This is a genomic window from Enterococcus sp. AMC1252 (genome assembly GCF_058216515.1).
Genome location: NZ_CM177097.1, coordinates 3,725,135 through 3,747,138 on the forward strand (window position 1 = coordinate 3,725,135; position 22,004 = coordinate 3,747,138).

At 38.1% G+C, this 22,004-nt stretch carries 16 protein-coding genes; 9 read left to right on the forward strand and 7 right to left on the reverse strand.

Annotated features, from left to right (window positions below; all coding sequences use genetic code 11):
* Positions 1-2: 2 nt before the first annotated feature.
* The 3 genes from rpoC to AC4BB5_RS17560 all read right to left on the reverse strand — a co-directional run bounded on the left by rpoC (position 3) and on the right by AC4BB5_RS17560 (position 8,349).
* The gene (gene rpoC / locus AC4BB5_RS17550) at positions 3-3,656 is read right to left on the reverse strand and encodes a DNA-directed RNA polymerase subunit beta' (protein WP_490457340.1); all 3,654 of its coding nucleotides are present in this window, start codon (positions 3,654-3,656) and stop codon (positions 3-5) included.
* Between the two features lie 138 nt (positions 3,657-3,794).
* Positions 3,795-7,412 carry a DNA-directed RNA polymerase subunit beta gene (rpoB, locus tag AC4BB5_RS17555; protein ID WP_035011569.1) on the reverse strand — a complete coding sequence of 1,206 codons (3,618 nt, stop codon included), beginning with the start codon at positions 7,410-7,412 and terminating at the stop codon, positions 3,795-3,797.
* Positions 7,413-7,776: 364 nt separating this feature from the next.
* Positions 7,777-8,349, reverse strand: coding sequence for a polymer-forming cytoskeletal protein (locus tag AC4BB5_RS17560; RefSeq protein ID WP_490457341.1), 573 nt, complete (start codon positions 8,347-8,349; stop codon positions 7,777-7,779).
* Between the two features lie 495 nt (positions 8,350-8,844).
* Between AC4BB5_RS17560 and AC4BB5_RS17565 the strand changes: the two genes are divergently transcribed.
* The 3 genes from AC4BB5_RS17565 (at position 8,845) to AC4BB5_RS17575 (ending at position 11,673) form a co-directional block, all read left to right on the forward strand.
* The gene (locus AC4BB5_RS17565; RefSeq protein WP_490457342.1) at positions 8,845-9,822 is read left to right on the forward strand and encodes an ABC transporter substrate-binding protein; all 978 of its coding nucleotides are present in this window, start codon (positions 8,845-8,847) and stop codon (positions 9,820-9,822) included.
* Positions 9,823-9,919: 97 nt separating this feature from the next.
* Positions 9,920-10,870: an ABC transporter permease gene (locus AC4BB5_RS17570; protein WP_490457343.1), complete on the forward strand. Its 951-nt coding sequence runs from the start codon at positions 9,920-9,922 to the stop codon at positions 10,868-10,870.
* Complete coding sequence (locus AC4BB5_RS17575) at positions 10,870-11,673, forward strand: ABC transporter ATP-binding protein (RefSeq protein ID WP_490457344.1); 804 nt, start codon at positions 10,870-10,872, stop codon at positions 11,671-11,673. The genes AC4BB5_RS17570 and AC4BB5_RS17575 overlap by 1 nt, the downstream gene beginning before the upstream one ends.
* Before the next feature lie 62 nt (positions 11,674-11,735).
* Here the strand turns inward: AC4BB5_RS17575 and AC4BB5_RS17580 are convergent, their stop codons facing one another.
* Positions 11,736-11,948 (reverse strand): zinc ribbon domain-containing protein, encoded by a 213-nt coding sequence (locus AC4BB5_RS17580; protein WP_490457345.1) that lies wholly within the window; start codon positions 11,946-11,948, stop codon positions 11,736-11,738.
* Positions 11,949-12,135: 187 nt separating this feature from the next.
* On the opposite strand from AC4BB5_RS17580, the gene AC4BB5_RS17585 reads away from it, so the two are divergent.
* Both AC4BB5_RS17585 and AC4BB5_RS17590 read left to right on the forward strand, forming a co-directional pair.
* Positions 12,136-13,122: a biotin--[acetyl-CoA-carboxylase] ligase gene (locus AC4BB5_RS17585; protein WP_490457346.1), complete on the forward strand. Its 987-nt coding sequence runs from the start codon at positions 12,136-12,138 to the stop codon at positions 13,120-13,122.
* 133 nt (positions 13,123-13,255) lie between these two features.
* Complete coding sequence (locus tag AC4BB5_RS17590) at positions 13,256-14,224, forward strand: LPXTG cell wall anchor domain-containing protein (RefSeq protein ID WP_490457347.1); 969 nt, start codon at positions 13,256-13,258, stop codon at positions 14,222-14,224.
* A 93-nt stretch (positions 14,225-14,317) separates the two neighbouring features.
* Here the strand turns inward: AC4BB5_RS17590 and menA are convergent, their stop codons facing one another.
* The 3 genes from menA to pplA form a co-directional block, all read right to left on the reverse strand.
* Positions 14,318-15,271 (reverse strand): 1,4-dihydroxy-2-naphthoate polyprenyltransferase, encoded by a 954-nt coding sequence (gene menA, locus AC4BB5_RS17595; RefSeq protein ID WP_490457348.1) that lies wholly within the window; start codon positions 15,269-15,271, stop codon positions 14,318-14,320.
* An 11-nt stretch (positions 15,272-15,282) separates the two neighbouring features.
* A complete protein-coding gene (locus AC4BB5_RS17600) occupies positions 15,283-16,362 on the reverse strand; it encodes an FAD:protein FMN transferase (protein WP_490457349.1) in 1,080 nt (359 codons plus the stop codon).
* 390 nt (positions 16,363-16,752) lie between these two features.
* Entirely contained in the window at positions 16,753-17,682 is a 930-nt protein-coding gene (gene pplA, locus AC4BB5_RS17605) for an extracellular electron transfer flavoprotein PplA (protein WP_490457350.1), read from the reverse strand.
* A 265-nt stretch (positions 17,683-17,947) separates the two neighbouring features.
* Between pplA and AC4BB5_RS17610 the strand changes: the two genes are divergently transcribed.
* The 4 genes from AC4BB5_RS17610 to AC4BB5_RS17625 all read left to right on the forward strand — a co-directional run bounded on the left by AC4BB5_RS17610 (position 17,948) and on the right by AC4BB5_RS17625 (position 21,989).
* Complete coding sequence (locus AC4BB5_RS17610; RefSeq protein ID WP_490457351.1) at positions 17,948-19,855, forward strand: FAD-dependent oxidoreductase; 1,908 nt, start codon at positions 17,948-17,950, stop codon at positions 19,853-19,855.
* 108 nt (positions 19,856-19,963) lie between these two features.
* Positions 19,964-20,386 (forward strand): NusG domain II-containing protein, encoded by a 423-nt coding sequence (locus AC4BB5_RS17615; RefSeq protein WP_490457352.1) that lies wholly within the window; start codon positions 19,964-19,966, stop codon positions 20,384-20,386.
* 16 nt (positions 20,387-20,402) lie between these two features.
* The gene (locus AC4BB5_RS17620) at positions 20,403-20,963 is read left to right on the forward strand and encodes a Gx transporter family protein (RefSeq protein WP_086314691.1); all 561 of its coding nucleotides are present in this window, start codon (positions 20,403-20,405) and stop codon (positions 20,961-20,963) included.
* 39 nt (positions 20,964-21,002) lie between these two features.
* Positions 21,003-21,989 carry a polyprenyl synthetase family protein gene (locus AC4BB5_RS17625; RefSeq protein ID WP_490457353.1) on the forward strand — a complete coding sequence of 329 codons (987 nt, stop codon included), beginning with the start codon at positions 21,003-21,005 and terminating at the stop codon, positions 21,987-21,989.
* Positions 21,990-22,004 lie beyond the last annotated feature (15 nt).

Consider the following 22,004-nt stretch of genomic DNA (forward strand, 5'->3'; position numbering starts at 1 on the left):
TATTATTTATTCAACTCATTCAAAGCATCTTCAGCAGCCATTTGTGCTTCAATATCAGAGATACTGTAGACATTTTCGCTCGCTACGCCAACTTCTTTTGGTTCCATGTTACGGTAACGAGCCATACCAGTACCAGCTGGAATGATCTTACCAATGATAACATTTTCTTTCAAACCAAGTAATGGGTCTTTTTTACCACGAATCGCAGCATCTGTTAACACACGAGTTGTTTCTTGGAATGACGCAGCAGATAAGAAACTATTTGTTTCTAATGATGCTTTTGTGATTCCTAGCAAGACTGGACGGCTTGTTGCAGGAACGCCACCAGCTACTAATGTGTCATAGTTACGATCTTTAAATTCAGCGATATCTAGTAATGTACCTGGTAAGATTTCAGTGTCACCTGGATCCATGACACGAACTTTACGAAGCATTTGACGAACCATTACCTCGATATGTTTATCTCCGATTTCTACCCCTTGCATACGGTAAACACGTTGTACTTCACGCAATAGGTAGTTTTCAACAGATAAAACATCACGAACTTGTAGTAATTGCTTAGGATCGATCGAACCTTCTGTCAATGGTTCACCACGACGGATCGTATCGCCTTCAGCAACTTTCATACGAGCTGTATAAGGAACTGTATACGTACGTGTATCTGTTTTTCCTTTGATTGTTACTTCTTTTTGACGTGTTGCAGGATCTTCAGAAATATCGATAACTTCACCGGTAACTTCTGTGATAACTGCTTGTCCTTTAGGATTACGTGCTTCAAAGATTTCTTGGACACGAGGTAGACCTTGAGTAATATCATCTCCGGCAACCCCACCTGTATGGAACGTACGCATTGTTAATTGAGTACCAGGTTCTCCGATTGATTGAGCGGCAATTGTACCAACTGCTTCACCAACCTCAACACCTGAACCAGTTGCCAAGTTACGACCGTAACAGTGTTTACATACACCATGTTTGGTATTACATGTAAATACGGAACGAATCGTTACTGTTTCAACCCCAGCATCTACGATTTCTCTTGCAAGATCTTCTGAAATCAGTTGATCTTCGCCGATAATCAATTTGCCAGTTTCAGGATGAATCACTGATTTACGAGTGTAACGTCCTAGTAAACGTTCTTCTAAAGGCTCAATGATTTCATTACCTTCACGAATTGATTGAATCACTAAACCACGGTCGGTTCCACAATCGTCTTCACGAATAATAACATCTTGGGCAACGTCAACCAAACGACGAGTCAAGTAACCTGAATCGGCTGTCTTCAAGGCTGTATCGGTCATTCCTTTACGAGCTCCATGGGTAGAGATAAACATCTCTAAGACAGAAAGTCCTTCACGGAAGTTCGAGATGATTGGCAATTCCATGATGCGTCCGTTCGGTGCAGCCATCAATCCACGCATACCAGCAAGCTGAGTAAAGTTGGAGATGTTACCACGGGCTCCAGAATCTGACATCATGAAGATTGGATTTTTAGCATCCATACTTTCGATCAGTTTTTGTTGGATTTCATCTTTAGCTTTGTTCCAAACAGCAATAACACGTTCATAACGTTCGTCGTCTGTAATCAGACCACGACGGAATTGTTTCGTGATATTTTCTACTTGTTTGTGGGCATCATCGATGATTTCTTGTTTCTCATGTAATACCATGATATCAGCGATACCAACGGTCATACCAGCATGAGTCGAATGTTTATACCCTAAGTCTTTCATTCTATCAAGCATCTTAGAAGTTTCAGTGATATGGAATCTCTTGAAGACTTCAGCAATGATATTACCTAAGTTTTTCTTCTTGAATGGTAAGACTAATTCTTGTTCTTTAATGTGCGCTGGAATATCTGTACCAGCTTCTACAAAATAATTATCAGGTGTTTGCACCGTTAAGTTGTAATCTGTTGGTTCATTCAAGTAAGGGAACTCTACAGGCATGATTTCATTAAAAATGATCTTACCTACAGTTGTGATCAAAATACGTTCTTTTTGCCAATCCGTAAATGGTTTGTCGCCAAGTAATGTTGTTTGAACACCAATACGTGAATGTAAATGCACATATCCATTACGCCATGCCAACACAGCTTCATTCATGTCACGGAAGATCATGCCTTCCCCTTCACGGTTATCTTCTTCCATTGTTAGGTAATAGTTCCCTAAGACCATATCTTGAGAAGGTGTTACAACTGGTTTACCATCTTTTGGATTCAAAATGTTTTGAGCAGCTAGCATCAACATACGTGCTTCTGCTTGTGCTTCTTCGTTCAATGGAACGTGAACAGCCATTTGGTCTCCATCGAAATCGGCATTATAAGCTTCACAGACTAATGGGTGAAGACGGATTGCACGGCCTTCAACTAACACTGGTTCAAAGGCTTGGATACCAAGTCTGTGTAATGTAGGTGCTCGGTTAAGCAATACTGGATGCTCTTGAATCACTTCTTCCAAGATATCCCAAACTTCATCTTCTCCGCGTTCGATTTTACGTTTTGCGTTTTTGATATTTGTAGCGATTTCGCGTTGAACTAATTCACGCATCACGAATGGTTTGAATAGTTCAATTGCCATTTCTTTTGGAAGGCCACATTGGTACATTTTCAAGTTAGGTCCTACGACGATAACTGAACGCCCAGAGTAATCCACACGTTTACCCAGTAAGTTTTGACGGAAACGACCTTGTTTCCCTTTCAACATATGAGAAAGAGATTTCAATGGACGGTTACCTGGTCCAGTTACTGGACGGCCACGACGACCATTATCAATCAACGCGTCAACCGCTTCTTGCAGCATACGTTTTTCATTTTGAACAATGATGTTTGGCGCATTCAAATCTAACAAACGTTTCAAACGGTTGTTACGGTTGATTACACGACGGTATAAATCATTCAAATCACTTGTTGCAAAACGTCCACCTTCTAGTTGAACCATTGGGCGTAAATCAGGTGGGATTACAGGAATAACATCCATCACCATCCAGCTTGGTAAGTTTCCAGAAGCACGGAATGCTTCTAAAATATCCAAACGACGGATTGCACGAGTTCTTTTTTGACCTTGGGCTGATTTTAAATCTTCTTTTAAGCCAGCAACTTCGCCATCTAAATCAACATTATCCAATAATTGTTTAACAGCTTCTGCACCCATGGCAGCAGAAAAACCTTGACCATATTGATCACGTTTATCGCGATATTCGCGCTCTGTTAATAATTGTTTTTTCTCTAAAGAAGTATCGCCGGCATCAATTACTACATATGATGCAAAGTAAATGATCTCCTCTAAAGCACGAGGACTCATGTCTAAGACAAGACCCATACGAGATGGAATACCTTTGAAATACCAGATATGTGAAACGGGTGCTGCTAACTCGATGTGTCCCATACGTTCGCGACGAACTTTAGAACGAGTTACTTCTACACCACAACGGTCACAAACGATACCTTTATAACGAATACGTTTATACTTTCCACACGCACATTCCCAGTCTTTAGTTGGACCGAAAATACGTTCACAGAACAAACCTTCACGTTCAGGTTTTAACGTACGATAGTTAATCGTTTCAGGTTTCTTTACTTCACCGTAAGACCAGCTTCTGATCTTTTCTGGAGAAGCCAAACCTATTTGCATACTTTCGAATTTATTTACATCGATCAAAAGGGATTCCCTCCATTCAATTAGTTAGAAAAGCTGAATGAGCTATTCACCGTAGTTTGGACCTAGAAACAATCACATTGATCTTTCTAGTCCATAACTAACGGATTTCATTGGCACTTTATACAAAATGTAAAACAATTAGTCTTTTGTATCTTCAGCAGTTTCTATTTCTTGTTCAAGCACTGCATCAGCTGCTTCTTTTGCTTCAGCTGCTTCTTTTTCTAATTGTTTCGCTGATTGTTGTTCTGCGAATTTTGTTAGGGCATCAACGGTGATCAAGTCATCATCATCATCGTCCATATCACGCAATTCGATTTCTTGTTCTTCGATGTCCAATACGCGCATATCTAATCCAAGTGATTGTAATTCTTTTACCAATACGCGGAATGATTCTGGAACGCCTGGTTTTGGAATTGGTTCACCTTTGACAATGGCTTCGTATGTTTTCACACGACCAACCACGTCATCAGATTTGTACGTTAAGATTTCTTGTAATGTGTAAGCCGCACCATATGCTTCCAGTGCCCATACTTCCATCTCCCCAAAACGTTGTCCACCAAATTGAGCTTTACCTCCAAGTGGTTGTTGGGTAACAAGTGAGTATGGTCCAATAGAACGTGCATGTAACTTATCATCGACCATGTGGGCCAATTTAATCATGTACATCACACCAACAGAGATACGGTTATCAAATGGTTCACCTGTACGTCCGTCGTAAAGAACTGTTTTCGCATCACTAGCCATACCAGCTTCACGAACTGTTTCCCAGACATCATCATCATTTGCGCCATCGAATACTGGTGTTGCAATATGGATACCTAACTGACGAGCAGCCATACCCAAGTGCAATTCTAGTACTTGTCCGATGTTCATACGTGATGGTACCCCTAATGGGTTCAACATGATATCGATTGGTGTACCATCTGGCAAGAATGGCATGTCTTCTTCCGGCATAATACGGGATACAACCCCTTTATTACCGTGACGACCGGCCATTTTATCGCCTTCGTTGATTTTACGTTTTTGAACGATATACACACGCACTAACATGTTAACACCAGGAGATAATTCGTCTCCTGCTTCACGAGTAAAGATCTTCACGTCATGAACGATCCCGCCGCCACCATGAGGTACACGTAGAGACGTATCACGAACTTCACGCGCTTTTTCACCAAAGATTGCGTGTAGTAAGCGTTCTTCAGCAGATAACTCAGTTACCCCTTTAGGCGTTACTTTACCTACTAATAGGTCGCCATCTTTGACTTCAGCACCGATACGGATAATTCCCATTTCGTCAAGATCTTTCAAAGCATCTTCCCCGACGTTTGGAATTTCACGCGTGATTTCTTCAGGGCCTAATTTTGTATCACGAGCTTCTGATTCATATTCTTCAATATGAATAGAAGTATAGACATCATCTTTCACCAAACGACGGCTCATGATGATCGCATCCTCGTAGTTGTACCCTTCCCATGTCATAAATCCGACAAGGACGTTTTGTCCTAAAGCCATTTCTCCTTCTTCCATAGAAGGTCCATCAGCTAATGTATCGCCTTTTTCAACTTTTTCGCCTAAAAGAACGATTGGGCGTTGGTTGTAACTTGTTCCTGAATTTGAACGACGGAATTTTGTTACCATATATTTATCTAATGCGCCATTGTCACGGCGAACGCGTACTTCTGATGCATCCACATATTCAACGACACCGTCATGTTTGCATAATAAAGCGGCACCTGAGTCATGTGCTGATTTATATTCCATACCAGTCCCTACAAGTGGCGAACGAGGTTGAATCAAAGGAACTGCTTGACGTTGCATGTTGGCACCCATCAAGGCACGGTTGGAGTCATCGTTTTCCAAGAAAGGAATACATGCTGTTGCGACTGCAACTACTTGTTTAGGTGAAACATCCATGTAATCGACTCTATCAATCGTTACTTCAAGGTTTTCACTTTGCAGACGAGCCATTACTAATTCTTCAGCAAACGTCCCATCTTCATTTAAGCGTGAGTTTGCTTGCGCTACAATGTAGTGATCCTCTGTATCAGCTGTTAGGTAATCAACTTTATCTGTTACTTTCCCTGTAGCACGGTCAACACGGCGATAAGGTGTTTCAATAAAACCGAATTTGTTGACTTTAGCGTAGCTTGACAAGCTGTTGATCAACCCGATATTTGGTCCCTCAGGCGTTTCAATCGGACACATACGGCCATAGTGGGAATAGTGAACGTCTCGAACTTCATAGCCGGCACGATCACGAGTCAAACCACCAGGTCCTAAGGCAGATAGACGACGTTTGTGTGTCAACTCACCTAGAGGATTTGTTTGATCCATGAATTGTGATAACTGAGAAGATCCGAAGAATTCTTTGATACTTGCCACTACTGGACGAATATTGATCAGTTGTTGTGGCGTTAATGTTTCAGTGTCTTGGATAGACATTCTTTCACGAACCACACGTTCCATACGAGCTAAACCAATACGGAATTGGTTTTGTAGTAATTCACCAACTGAACGAATACGACGGTTTCCTAAGTGATCGATATCATCTACGTTACCAATGTCTTCTTGTAAGTTAAAGAAATAACTCATTGAAGCCACGATATCCGCTGGACGAACAGTCTTCACACTTGTATCAGGGTAGCCGTTACCGATTACGTTAACGATGCGTTCTGGATCTTTTGGAGAAAGAACTTTGATTACTTGAACTGTCATTGGCTCAGTAACCACACCGTCTTCACTTGGATAATAAGTTACGCTGTTTAAACCATTATCAATATGCTCACCTAATGTTTCCATTACTTGGTGAGTTAATACTGTGCCTTTTTCAACAATGATTTCGCCAGTTTCAGCATCAATCAATGTTTCTCCTAAAGTTAGGTTCAATAGACGAGTTTTTAGGTCTAATTTTTTGTTGACTTTGTAACGACCAACGTTCGCTAAGTCATAACGTTTTGGATCGAAGAAACGAGCGTTCAGTAAGTTACGAGAACTGTCAGCCGTTTTCGGCTCACCAGGTCGAAGACGCTCATAGATGTCTTTTAACCCTTCTTCAGTACGAGAATCGCTTGCATTTTTGTGTAAATCTTTTTCGATCGTATTGCGTAAGCTTAATGTTTCACCAAAAATTTCAAAAATCGTATCATCAGAGCCAAAACCTAAGGCACGAACCAATACAGTTAAAGGAATTTTACGAGTACGGTCAATACGTACATAAGAAATGTCTTTCGCATCAGTTTCCATCTCTAACCATGCACCACGGTTAGGAATCACTGTTGAACCAAAGCCTTCTTTACCATTTTTATCTACTTTTCCATGGAAATAAACACCAGGTGAACGTACTAATTGAGAAACGATAACACGTTCTGCACCATTGATGATAAATGTTCCCATTTCAGTCATTAGAGGGAAATCACCGAAGAATACTTCTTGTGATTTGATTTCTCCAGATTCACGGTTTGTTAATCGTAGAGTAACGTGTAACGGTGCAGAATAGTTTGCGTCATGTGCGCGCGCTTCTTCTACCGTATACTTTGGTTCTTTTAATTCATAATCCACAAATTCCAAAGATAAATTACCTTGAAAATCATCAATAGGTAAAATGTCCTCAAACATTTCTCTTAGTCCTTCATCTAAAAACCATTGGTAAGAGTCTGTTTGAATTTCGATCAAGTTAGGTAACTCTAACACTTCACTGATCCGGGCGAAACTTCTACGTTCGCGGTGTTTTCCGTATTTTACTACGTGTCCAGCCAAGCTCTTCACTCCTCTAATTAAAAGTCTATCAAAACACTAACCGAAAATATTTCTGTAATATTACAAATATTAAATATCTGTAATATTGAGCATTTTTTGCAGTTTTTAGGCAAAAAAAAACCAAAAATAGAATGTGCTCTTGAAAATTTCTCGTGCGTCTCTACTTTTGTTTCCCTATTAAAAACCGGAACGGACAATATTTCGCTCCTGCTTTGTCATTTTTCAGATAGTTTTTGCATCTATACATTGTACTTCCTTCTATAGTAAAAGTCAAGGGTTTTCGCGAACTTATCGTGGTTTATTTTCTACAAAAAAAGACATTCGATACCCTTCGAATGTCTTTCGCATTTTTAATTAAATTTCCTTACTGAACTGTGGTTTCTCCAGTAATTTCAGCGCCTTCTTTGTCTAGTGTTGCAGAAGCTTTATATTCTTCTTTTTCAAACGTTACGTTTCCTTCAACTTTTGTTCCGTTTAAAACAAAGCCATTTGCTTTAACTAAAATATCGCCTTTGATTGTCCCATTAACGATGTTGAAGTTTTCTGTTTCCACAATTAATTGTGGAACTGTGACTGTATACTCAGCTGTTACTTTTTTATCTGAATCTTGCGCATACAATGCTAATTTTCTATAGATATCGCCTGACGCTTCTCCTTTATCGTGGAACTCACCTGCAACCGTCACATCTTTATCAAAAGTCAAATCTGCTGTTGCTGCTACGATCCAATTACCATCTTTACCTAACGCTTTTTCGATTACTTCTGGTTTGTCACTGATTGACGCACCACTTACTGCATCCATACTTGAGCTCATTGATGTTGCTGTTTTGCTGTCAGATGAGCTGTCTTTAGAATCTTTATTATCACTGCTACATGCGCCTAACACTAATACTGTTGCTGCTAATGTTCCTAATGTAATTAATTTCTTTGAAATCATAAACATCCTCCTAATTAGTATCTATTCGTTCAATTAAATAGTAGCATGAACCCATAAAAATTCACAAAGATATCCACTTTCACCTGTCACATCCACACGTACCTTATACTATTCACAAATTTCAATTTATAATCATTACACGAATGTTCAGAAAATTTAAAATAATCTGTTGACATCCACCACTATTTTCCTTTATACTAGACACAATTCAATTTGCGGAGGGATTTTTTATGACATACTCGATTAACGCACAACTGAATAAAGCTTACTTTAGCTACTTTAGATAGTTTTGTATTCATGCAATCGTGGGTACAAACAGCAAAAACCTGTTTTTGTATCTATGATGGCTAGAGCGCTTTGTATTGAACAAACAGCCACGTAGACAATCCTAAGTGGCGAATAAAGAAGTGTTTTACTTACGACTTTTATCAATCCATTTAGGCATATTGTCTGAATGGATTTTTTGTTTTATCAACTATAATTGGAGGAATCAAGATGAAAAAGAAACTAGTAGGATTAAGTATCATATCGGCAGTAACATTGTTAGCTCTTGGGGCATGTGGTGATGGAAAAAAGACAGATAGCAGTACCAATAACGACAGCAAGAAAATCGGTGTTTTACAACCTGTTGAACACGGCTCACTAGACGCCGCTTTTGAAGGATTCAAAGAAGGCTTAGCTGATAATGGATTTAAAGAAGGCGATAACCTAACGATTGAATACAGTAACGCTCAAAATGATCAAGCCCAATTAAAAAGCATGAGTGAAAAACTAGTAAAAGAAAAACCAGATCTGCTTTTAGGAATCGCAACACCTGCCGCTCAATCATTATTGAACGAAACGACAGATATTCCAATTCTAGTCACAGCAGTTACTGACTTAGTTAGTGCAAAACTAGTAAAATCAGATGAAAAACCTGGTGGAAACGTAACTGGAACCACAGATATCGTACCAATTGATAAGCAAATCGCCTTATTATTGAGCATTGTACCTGATGCAAAAACTGTTGGAATCATGTATAACGCAGGCGAAGCTAATTCTAAAATCCAAGCTGAAATGGCGGAAAAAGCCTTAAAAGATGCTGGAATCAAATCTAAAGTTCTAACTGCAAACTCAACAAATGATGTGCAGCAAGTAACAACAAGTTTAGCAAAAGATGTTGATGCAATTTATATCCCAACCGACAATACCTTTGCTTCCGCAGCCGCTGTAATCGGTGAAGTAGCTAAAGAACATAAAATCCCTATCATTGCAGGTTCCATCGAGCAAGTCGAAGAAGGCGGCTTGGCAACAGTTGGGATCAATTACAAATCATTGGGCAAACAAACAGGCGTTATGGCCGCTAAAATTCTAAAAGGGGAAGCTAAACCTTCTGACATGCCTGTGGAAAAAGCGAAAGACCTAGCCCTTTTTGTAAATAAGGACATGGCAAAAGCCTTGGATATTGATCCAGATACCATCAAAGCACCATAATAGTTGAATAAACGTTGAGAAAAAACAACTAGCTTTTCGAAACTGAATGTTTTTTTCTCAACTGTTACATAAAAATTATTGAAAGAAGCTGATTTTATTGTTAGACATACTACTTTCCTCAACTTCCCAAGGTCTTCTTTGGTCTTTATTAGCCATCGGGGTCTTTCTGACTTACCGTATTTTAGATATTGCCGACCTGACTACTGAAGGGAGTTTCCCTTTAGGCGGTGCTGTAGCTGCAGTTATATTAGCAAAAGATCCTGCTACTTGGCCTGCACCTATCCAATCATTATTTGAAATTCATTCTATGGTAGCACCGATTGTTGCATTGATCATTGCCGTTATTGCTGGCATGTTGGCAGGTCTTGTTTCCGGGCTTTTACACACAAAACTAAAAATCCCTGCTTTATTAGCAGGGATCATCACAATGACTGGACTATATAGCATCAACTCACGCATCATGGGCGCTGCAAATATTTCTTTGATCGGAGTAGATTCAATTTTTTCACGTGCGCAGTCATTAGGTTTTACTAAAGTTAACAGTGTTATATTTATTGGTTCGATTATAGTGCTTCTAGTCATAGTTTTGCTTGTGCTGTTCTTCAAAACTGAAATTGGTTTAGCGACTCGTGCAACTGGCGATAACATTGACATGAGCGAAGCTAACGGCATCAAAACAGATAATATGAAAATCATTGGCTATATGCTTTCAAATGGTTCTATCGCATTAGCAGGTGCTTTACTTGTACAAAATAATAGCTTTGCTGATTTAAATTCTGGCATTGGAACAATCGTTATTGGACTTGCATCTATCATTATTGCGGAAGTTCTCTTTAAAAATAAATCACTCGGTCTCCGCTTGATCACAATTGTAATCGGGGCTATCTTATACCGATTTATTCTCGCTTGCGTTCTCGAACTGCGTGTTGATCCGGCAGATTTAAAATTATTCTCAGCGATTATTCTAGTTATTTGTCTATCTTCACCATTAATCCAAAAAAAATTAGGGCTTTCTAAACTTGGAAAACGTAAAGGAGGGGCAAACTAATGGAACCAGTACTAACAATCAAAAACCTACACCAATATTTTGAACGTGGAACGGTTAATGAAAATCACGTATTAAAAGGAATTGATTTAACAATCAATCAAGGTGAGTTTATTACGATCATAGGCGGAAACGGCGCTGGTAAATCAACTTTATTAAATAGTATCGCTGGAACGTTACCTATTGAAGAAGGTCAATTAACCTTAAACGGCAAAGACATCACCAAACAACGGGTTGTGGCTCGCTCAAAACAAATCAGTCGTGTTTTTCAAGACCCTAAGATGGGGACCGCTGTGCGTTTAACTGTAGAAGAAAATATGGCACTCGCTATGAAACGTGGAAAAAAACGTGGTTTAGGCAATGGTGTTCGTAAAATCGATCGTAACTTTTTCAAAGAGCAGTTGACCAGTTTGAACTTAGGTCTCGAAAATCGTTTAGGTACAGAAATCGGCTTGTTATCTGGCGGTCAGCGTCAAGCAATTACATTGCTAATGGCTACCTTGATTCGTCCAGAATTGATTTTATTAGATGAACATACTGCGGCACTTGATCCTAAAACATCGATCACGGTCATGGAACTGACTGAAAAATTAATCCAAGAGCAAAATCTGACGGCATTCATGGTCACACATGATATGGAAGATGCAATTCGCTATGGGAATCGTTTAATCATGCTTCACCAAGGTCAAGTCGTAGTAGATGTGCCTGCTGAGCAGAAAAAAGATTTGACGGTAAACGAACTAATGGACATGTTCCATAAAAATAGTGGTACAGAATTAAAAGACGATCAATTATTATTGGTTTAAAGAAAAAAGGAATCAGATTGCTCAATGCAATTTGATTCCTTTTTTACATACCAGATAGGCTACTAACCACCAATCAAGAAGTCTAAAACATTCCAACCGTCTGATGTTTGTCCACGATATAATTCCGTAAAGCCACATTTCGTACAGCTCACAGTGATAAATTTTTTGTTTTGGACATCAAATATCTTCGCAAAGTTCCCGCCTGTCGCCTGAAACTGATCCGATACATAATGCGTGTTGCCACACTTATCACAAACATATTGTTGCTTTTCCATTCTTCCCCACTCCATCTCTGTCTAATAATTACCATTGTTCTTCGTTCCTACCATGTAAGTATAGCAAGTTTTTTTAAAGAAATCATACATCCTTAGAAGGATTTTTCTCTCCTCTTTCAGGCGGATTCAAGTTGACCAGTCTTCCTCCCATCAGATACAATGAAACTACTATAAAGGAGCGAAGTTTATGTCTACGAAAAGTCAGGTGTTAACCTTATTAATGAAACAAGCACCAGAATATATTTCCGGTGAAGAGATGGCGCAGCAACTTTCTTTATCTCGAACTGCGATTTGGAAAGCAATCAATGAATTGAAAAAGGAAGGTCATGTTATCTCCAGCAGTCGAAACAAAGGCTATTCTTATGACAAATCAGACGTTCTATCTGCTGAAGGCATCTATCTATCTCTAAATCAAGAGCTATCGAACCTTTCAATCATTGTTTTAAATTCCTCAGAATCTACAATGAAAGATGCTAAACTGGCCGCAATCAATGGTGCACCCAGTAATACTTTGATTGTTGCAGATGTCCAAGAAGCTCCCAAAGGACGATTTGGTCGACCGTTCTTCTCAAAAGCCAGCAGTGGTATTTATATGAGTATGTTGTTAAGACCCAATCAAAACTTTGAAGAAATGGCACAATATACCTTGATTATGGCTGTAGCGGTTGCTCGGGCAATGAACGAGTTGACCCAAGTACAAACTAAAATCAAATGGGTCAATGATATTTACATCAATGGAAAAAAAGTCTGCGGTATTCTATCTGAAGCGATGAGCGATGTTGAATCTGGACAAATTTCAAATGTTATTATTGGTATGGGTATCAATTTTTCTTTGAAACAAAATGAGTTCCCGGAAGAGCTCAGAGAAAAAGCAATCTCTTTATTTCCAGAAAAAAAACCAACTATTACGCGTAATGAATTAATCGGGGCTATTTGGAATCAATTTTACAGTATACTGGATCATCTCCCTGAACAAGACTTCTTAGAGGAGTACCGCCAAAAATCTTTTGTATTGGGCAAAACAGTTTCCTTCACTCAAACAGGTGTCGATTACGAAGGAATCGCAACATCTATCAACGATCAAGGTGAATTAATTGTTCAACTTAATGATCGTACAGAAAAAATACTATCATCTGGAGAAATCAGTCTAAAAAACATAAATCCGGCAATTTAGGTTCTTTGCTAAACAAAGATATTAAGAATCCCTTAAGAAAAACATCTTTTTTTCTTGCGACCATTTCCATAATATTTCATTTATGTTACATTTATATTGCTTATGATACAAATATTACAAAAGGAGAATGGTTATGAAAAAAATAGTTTTTTGTTTGGTCGCATTATCACTTGCTCTTCCAATCACAAGTTTCGCGGAGGAGATAGCATCTACATCTGAAAATTCAAAAATTGAAAGCACTTCATCAACTGAATCAACGCAAAACACGGAAAATAATTACACAAAGGTACTGGATAGTAGTAAAGTCTTAACAACAGACTCCAGTTCCACAGAAACCTCTAGCTCAGCTACTACCTATGGGGATTTTGTAGATTCAACACTGGTAGTTTTACAGGGTGAGAAAGTAACAGCAGAAATGCTACATGATGACGCTTCGTCTCACGGTGCTGCTCTTAGAGAGCTTAAATTATTAGAAGAACCTTCAACGGAAACCTTAGGAAAAAATAAGGTCAAAGTAAGTTTTATGATCTACCCACTAGAAGAAGGCGACAAGCAAAAAGTTACACTGGAAATGGGCTATACAGTCATCAAAGCTGCTCCAACCTACGATATTCAGTTCATTTCTTATGATTCAGAAAAAAATGAAGTCAAAGGTCGAGTTTTATCTACTGATAACGCCTCAATAAGTAGTATATCAATTCTTGGTTACAGCGTAGATAGCCGACTAGGTCAAACTGCTGCAACGATAAGAGATCTTTATTCAAAAATAGATCCTAGTTACTCAACAACAACAGATGCAGAAGGTTATTTCACCCTTTCTTACCAAGACAATTTCAGTTTCGCTGCGTTCTCTCCTGATTCAGGTGATTACTCACCAATTTACACGCTGACTGATAAGGCCTTTGCTGGAGCCGCAGGAGCAACAGACTCTTCTAAACAAGTTAAAAGTACAGACTCTTCTTCTCCAAAAAAAGAAGAAAAGAAAAAGGGTTTATTCCCTAATACAGGGGAAAAGAAAACTGTTTACTTTTCGATCGCCGGTATTGCCATTATTTTATTAGCTGTATTATTTCTATTCATCAAAAGTAAAAAAAGTAAATAGTAATATGAGAAAAAAGGGTTGTTAAAATAGATTGTAAAAAAAGAAGAACGCAGAATCGTTGTTGGTCACTACATCCTGCGTTCTTCTTTCTATTTATATTTTTTCTAAAATAATCGTCAGCACTAAGCCTAGTAAGTAGCTTCCGTTAAATGCCATCAAGTTTTTTATGGAATAACCAAAGCTTTTAGGCTGTGGTAATTCTTTCTTGAATAGCTGGAGATTTTTCCAAACAATGGGTAACGATAAAAATACGATCAAAATCGGCCAACGATATACGCCAAATGGTAAGCCGATCAAAACAACTGCATAACATGCCAACATTAATAATTGAAATAATATCACACCATGCTCTCGACCAATGTAATAAACTAACGTGTACCGATGATTCTCAATATCTGTATCTAAATCTCTTAAATTATTCGCCAACATGATATTAGCAATCGTGAACACCATTGGCAAAGATGCCCAAATGATTGCAGATACCGCCCATAAACTCCCCTCTAAAGCAAAAGTTCCGCGGCTCCAATCAAGTAACAAATAAAACGGGCGTCCTTCTTGAACATTTAAATATATTGTCATTGCAAAAATCCCAAGTCCCATAGTGAATCCACTGAACACCTCACCTAAAGGCATTCGAGAAAGGGGAATCGGTCCAAACGTGTAAAAGATACCAATAAAACAACATACACCGCCCATCACTAAAAACAGCCAACCTGTTTTGATTGTCAAAAAGATACCAATCACGGCTGAAAAAGCAACCATTCCAAAGATCATATTTCTGACAAGTCCTGGGGAGATCTCTGAACTGCCAATGATATTTTCTTCATATTTATACACTTCGGACTTGGCTTTCTTAAAGTCCATATAATTATTGATAGCTGTTGTCGCCATATCAAAAACAATCATTCCTATAAAAAATAGAACTGTATATCCTAATTGAAACTCTTCGAAATAAGCAATAGAAAATAACACCCCAACCGCAAAGGGAAATAGACTTGCTAACTTTGTCTGAATTTCCACAACTTGCAAAAACACTTTCAACGTCATATCCGTTCTCCTTATTTCAGGTCTTTACGGTCACCCATGGTATAACCTGAATCTTTTCCTAATTCAAAAACTTTTTCAATATCTTTACTTACAAATACTTCATCTTCTTTTGTAACAAAAATCACATCGACATCTTTTAGACCTTCAGCATATTCTAAGCCTTTTTTAACACCCATAGAAAATACAGCTGTCGATAATCCATCGCCATCAATCGATTTATTTGTGATCACAGTCACACCAGCGATATCATTGTCAAAAGGGTACCCCGTTTTAGGATCGAATAGGTGATGATAGCTTTTGCCGTCTACTTCTAAAAATCGTTCATAGATACCTGAAGTGACCAATGTTTTATTACTTTCTTGAATCGTTCCAATCACAGTATTACGTGCTTTATTAGGATCTTGAATCCCAACATTCCAGTCCATATCCTTACCGCGAGGACTATGGCCCAAAACATAAACATTCCCGCCTAAATCCACGATAGCAGTCGTGACATCATTGTCTTTTAGAACCTTTACGACCTCATCAGTAATAAATCCTTTGGCGATTGCACCTAAATCAAGCTGCATGCCTTTTTCTTCAAGGTAGACCGTTTTATCTTCATCATTTAATTTCACTTTGTGATAATCAACTAATTTCAAGGCTTGATCAATCTCTTCTTGTGAAGGTTTGCGGGCATCATCAAAACCTATGTGCCATAATTGTGTGATCGGACCAATGGCCATATCAAAGCCACCAGAAGAATCTTCACTATATTCATATGCTCGTTTTAATAATGGATAAATGTCATCAGAAACTTTAACTGGTTTGATTCCAGCTTGTTCATTGATTGCATCTATCTCTGAGCCTTTTTCGTTCACAGTGATTTTGTCACCTAACTCTTTTACCCGATCGAAAGCCTTTTTCAATACATCCTCTTTGCCGTCATCGTAAATCCTCACTTGTACATATGTTCCTAAAAGTGATTGTTGGTCTGAATAAGGCTCTTTATTGATTTTGGATTCTTTCGTTTTTGATGTTGTGCTGCACCCTGCTAGAATGACTAAAAATAGTGCTGCTATTAAAATGATCAGTGATTTTTTATTTTTCATCGTATCCCTCTTTCTACATAGAAATTTATCTTATTTATAGTAGCGCTTTTTTTCGTGAATGGGAAGGATTTTCTATCTTTTGTTCGTGTTTTTTAGTAAATTAAAGACAATATTTTCTCTGAGAACATTGTAGTGTGGGAGTCAAGACCATGAAGCAACGCTCCTTGCAGTCCTTATCATCATCTCACTTTTTTATCGCTGATTACCATTTGATGTTTGAGATCGTACCGCTGCGATTCCTAATAAGGTAACTTCTCTCACTACGTTCGCCAAGTACTGTTCATCATCCACTCTGACAAAGCCAGTCGTGGTGATTCACAGCAAAAAACAGAATCCAGATGAGTATCTGGATTCTGCGCATAATTATCTTTCAATTAACACTAAGAAAAATTATTTTTTCATTACGATGTTATCTACAACGATTTCATCAGTACTACCTTTTTCAGCAGCATTGATTAATTGTTCAGCATACATCACGAATGAATGAGAGCTGTGAGTTGCGCCTGTTACTACTTCTACATCTGCAGCTGATTTTCCTTCTTCACCCATTGTTTTTACTAATTCTTCGTTTAAAGTTTTGATGTATTCAGCTGGACCTACGCCTGATTTGTCTTTCATGTTTTTGTTGTAATCAGCGTCGTCTTTTTTAGATTTACCTTCATCATTAACGTTATCGTAGTTAGATTCAGTTACTTTACCATCTTTAACAACGATTGAAAACTCTGTGTGGTAGCCGTTTGAATTATTTTTTTCTTTCAATGAATACGTACCATCTTTAAGGTCAGCACCATTGTCGATTTCGATTGTTTTAGTATCTCCAGCTTGAGCTGCTTGGATCAATTGTTGTGCATAGTTTTGGAATGATTCACTAGAGTGAGTCGCACCAGTTACTACTTCTACACCATCAGCGCTTTGAGCTTTAACAAAAGAATCGTTTAATTCTTTGATGTATTCTGCTGGGCCTACACCTGATTTGTCTTTCATGTTTTTTTGGTAGTCTTTATCATCTGCTTTTGATTTGCCATCAGCATTGATATTATCATATTTAGATTCAGTGATTTTGCCGTCTTTAACAGTCATTTCAAACGTTGCACGGTAACCGTTAGATTCGTTCTTTTCTTCTAATTTATACGTTCCATCTTGTAAATCGCCACCAGCTTCTTTTTCTGCTACTGTAGAAGAATCAGCTGTTTTTGATGTTGCAGTACTTGAGTCAGATGATTTTGCTGTATCTTTCTTTTGATCTGATCCACATGCTGCTAATAAAAGAGATGAAAGTGCGATAGCTGTGAAGCCCTTTACAATTTTATTCATTTTCATTTTGTTCACCATTTCCTTTTCTTAAACGTTCCACAAATTTTGTTTGTGATATAATTTACATTCTATAGAAATTTCCAATTATGTCAAACACATTTATAAAAGAAACATAAAATTTTACCCATTTTTCACGCTTTTTTAATAATAAAAAATTATTTCCTATATTTAAGAATTGGTATTAGACAAAACCTATAAATCGCTATATAATGAAATCGATTGTGTAATTATTATCATTTTCTATTTTATTTTTTTAAGGAGCGGATTATCAATGACAAAGCAAAAAATTGTCGTTGTGGGAGCTGGTTATGCTGGAGTTTCAGCTACTAAATTTTTAGCCAAAAAATTGAAAAAAGATTCTGACGTTGAGATTACCTTAATTGATCGTCATTCTTACCACACCATGATGACTGAGTTGCACGAAGTAGCTGGAGGACGTGTTGAGCCTTCTGCGATCCAATATGATTTGCAACGTTTATTCTCACGCAAAAAGAACGTTACTCTTGTAACAGACACTGTAACTGGTATCGATAAAGACAAAAAAGTCGTTCAAACTAAGTTAGGTTCTTATGAATTTGACCAATTGATCATCGGTATGGGTGGCGAGCCAAATGACTTTGGTACCCCAGGGGTTAAAGAACATGGTTTTACGCTATGGTCTTTTGAAAACTCTCTGAAAATTCGTGAACATATCTTGGAAACAGTTGAAAAAGCAGCAATCGAACCCGATCCAGAAGTTCGTAAAGCAATGCTGACATTTGTTGTCTGTGGTTCAGGATTTACTGGTATCGAAATGGTCGGCGAACTGATTGACTGGAAAGATCGTCTTGCCAAAGACTTCAAACTTGATCCTAATGAATTTACATTAATGGTCGTTGAAGCAATGCCGACAATCTTAAACATGTTATCTCGTAATGACGCAGCCAAAGCTGAACGTTATTTAGAGAAGAAAAATGTGAAATTATTACTTAATGCCCCAATCGTTGAAGTGGCTGCAGATCACATCAAATTAAAAGATGGTTCTTCTGTTGCAACACACACATTGATTTGGACAGCAGGTGTAAAAGCGACTTCTGATGCTGCGGACTTCGGTTTAGAGTCAGCTCGTGGTAATCGTTTGATTGCAAATGAATTTATGCAAGCCAAAGGATATGAAGACAAAAATATTTATATCGTCGGTGACTTGGTGTATTACGAAGAATTCCCTGAAACACCAACTCCGCAAATTGTTCAAGCTGCTGAGCAAACTGGTCATACAGCGGCTGCTAATATCGTCGCTGACATCAAAGGTAGCGAAAAACACAAATTCAAAGGAAATTATCAAGGATTTATGGTTTCTGTCGGCTCTAAATGGGGTGTAGCAAACTTATTTGATAAGATTCACCTTAGCGGTTTCTTAGCAATTATCATGAAACACATCGTTAACTTGAAATATTTCTTTGATATCCGTTCTGGTTATTATATGTTCCAATACATTATGCACGAGTTCTTCCATATTAAAGATGATCGTAATGTAACACGAGGACATTCTTCTCGTTATGGTAATGTTTTATGGAGCGTTCCGTTACGTGTATTCTACGGAACAGTTTGGTTAGTAGAATCAATGAAAAAAATTGTCGGAACTGGCGATTACTTGAAACCAAGCACTTGGTTCGGTGAGGGTTCATGGTTTACTGATAAAGTTGCATTCCCATTCCCATGGTTACAAGAACAAGTAACAACAGGTGCATCTGCAGCTGGTGGTGGTGCTGAAGCAACTGAAACAACAGCTAAAGCTGCTCAATTTGGTTTAAGCTATGCATATGGTGAAGAACCAATGCAAGTTTTCGACCACATGCCTAAATGGTTTGAAAGTGTTATGAAATTCATGATGCCAAACCAAGAAGTGGCGTTATTCATGCAAAAATTCATGACAATTGTTGAAGTGTTGATTGCTTTAGCATTGATCGCTGGATTATTTACTTGGTTAAGCAGTGCCGCTACAATTGGTTTAACAATTGCGTTTTGTCTATCAGGTATGTTCTACTGGGTAAACATTTGGTTTATCTTTGTAGCATTTGCTTTGATGAATGGTTCTGGACGCTCACTTGGTTTAGACCGCTGGGTTATCCCTTGGGTACAACGTACACTAGGTAAATGGTGGTATGGTACACCTAAATCTAGATACGGTAGTAAATAAGCACTTTTATAGCAAAAATCTAAGAGAGTTCTAGGTTTACTCCTAGAACTTTCTTTTCTCATTATGATAAAATATAGTAAACTAAAAACTACAAAGGAGAGGAAAGAGTTGGATATTAAAGAATTTATTCAAAAAAGTTATCTACGTCCTTGGGATATTGTCATTATTTTACTTTTAACGATCAGTTCTTTCTTGCCCCTTGTTGTTTTTGGTATACAAAACACGGCACAAGATGATGCCACAAAGCAAGCTGTATTAAAAGTAGATGGTGAAGTCATCAAAGTCTTCGATTTAAAAGAAGATGGTCCTACTTATACATACAGATACGAAGCCGCTGATGGTGATTATAATGTGATCGAAGTCAGTGGAGATAAGATCCGTATGGTTGAAACAAATTGCGGAGATCAAATTTGCGTACAACGAGGCTGGATATCTAAAGCAGGAGAAACACCGATTGCGTGTTTGCCTCATAATTTATTCATCACAGTTGAAGCTTCTGACGGGAGTGAAGATGGCAGCTTGATATACTAAACATTGCCAGTATTTTATGAGTAAATTACAAAAAAACATCTATATTTCCATGTTAGTCGCTCAGGGTGTTATCATTGGCTTGATTGAAAATATGATTCCATATCCCTTTGCTTTTGCTCCAGGTGCAAAATTAGGATTGGCTAACTTGATTACGATCATTGCCATTTTTACCATGCGAAAAAGAGACAGTTTCTTTTTAGTTTGCATGCGTCTTATTTTAACGACCTTACTTGGTGGAACGATTTCTACCTTCTTTTACAGCGCTAGTGGCGCATTACTTAGTTATTTTGGCATGTTGCTTATCATGCAACTAGGGCCAAAACGTGTTAGTATTATCGGTATTAGTGCTGCTGGCGGATTTTTGCATAACGTTGGACAACTATTGACTACTTGTTTCTTTGCTCAATCGTGGGCTCCTATGCTTTATCTGCCGTTTCTTTCATTTATCGGCTTATTATCTGGAATCGCCATAGGTATTGCAGCGAATTATCTACTACGTCATGTTCAAACCTTACGGCAATTTCAGTTAAACTATGAATCAACAACTAAGCATAAATGGAGTCAATATTTCCAGTAACATCTTAGTCTGATCGAGTACAATCAAAGGAGTCATTTTATGAACGTTCACCCAATGTGGAAAAAATATCCTGAACTAGCAAAAGAATTAAACAGCACACTAAAGCTGATGGAAAATAGTGTCAATCTAAAAAATAAAGACGTCGAAAATGCGATTATGTCCATGATTCATTCTGGAGGAAAATTACTTCGACCAGCTTATCAACTTTTATTTTCACAGTTTGGTGAAAATAGAGAGCCTAAAAAAACGGTGGCTCTTGCTGCTGCTATTGAATTACTGCATACAGCAACATTGATACATGATGATATTGTAGACGATGCAGATATCAGACGTAGTTTGCCGACAATTCGTTCTCAATTTGGTAATAGCACAGCCGTTTATGCTGGAGATTATCTATTTGTCAGTTGTTTCAAATTGTTAGCAGACTATTCTTCTTCTTTAAAAAGTATCCAGCTTAATTCCCGAAGTATGGAAAAAATATTGAGCGGTGAATTAGGTCAAATGGATAACCGCTATAATCTGGAGATGACAATCGATCAATATCTTGAAAACATATCTGGGAAAACAGCTGAACTATTTTCACTAAGCTGTTTTGTCGGCGCTTATGAAAGTGGAACAACTGAACGTTTCGCCAAAAGTTGTGGGAAAATCGGGGAAAATATCGGAATAGCTTTTCAAATTATCGATGACATTTTAGATTATACACAAAGTCCTGAACAAATCGGTAAACCCGTGTTAGAAGATGTCCGCCAAGGTGTTTATTCTCTTCCACTTTTGTACGCTCTTGAAGAAGGACGAGAAACTCTACTTCCTTATCTAGAAAAAGGGGAAGCATTGACTGATGTGGAAACTAATAAAATCTACGAACTGATTCATTCATTCGGGGGCGTTACTAAAGCACAAAAACTTGCAGAAAAATATACGCAACAAGCATTAAAAGGCATCAATAAACTGCCTGAAACATCCACTAATGCCAAAAACGAGCTGTTAGCAATCACTCAAGCAATTCTTTCACGTACAAATTAAAACTAGGGTAGGTTC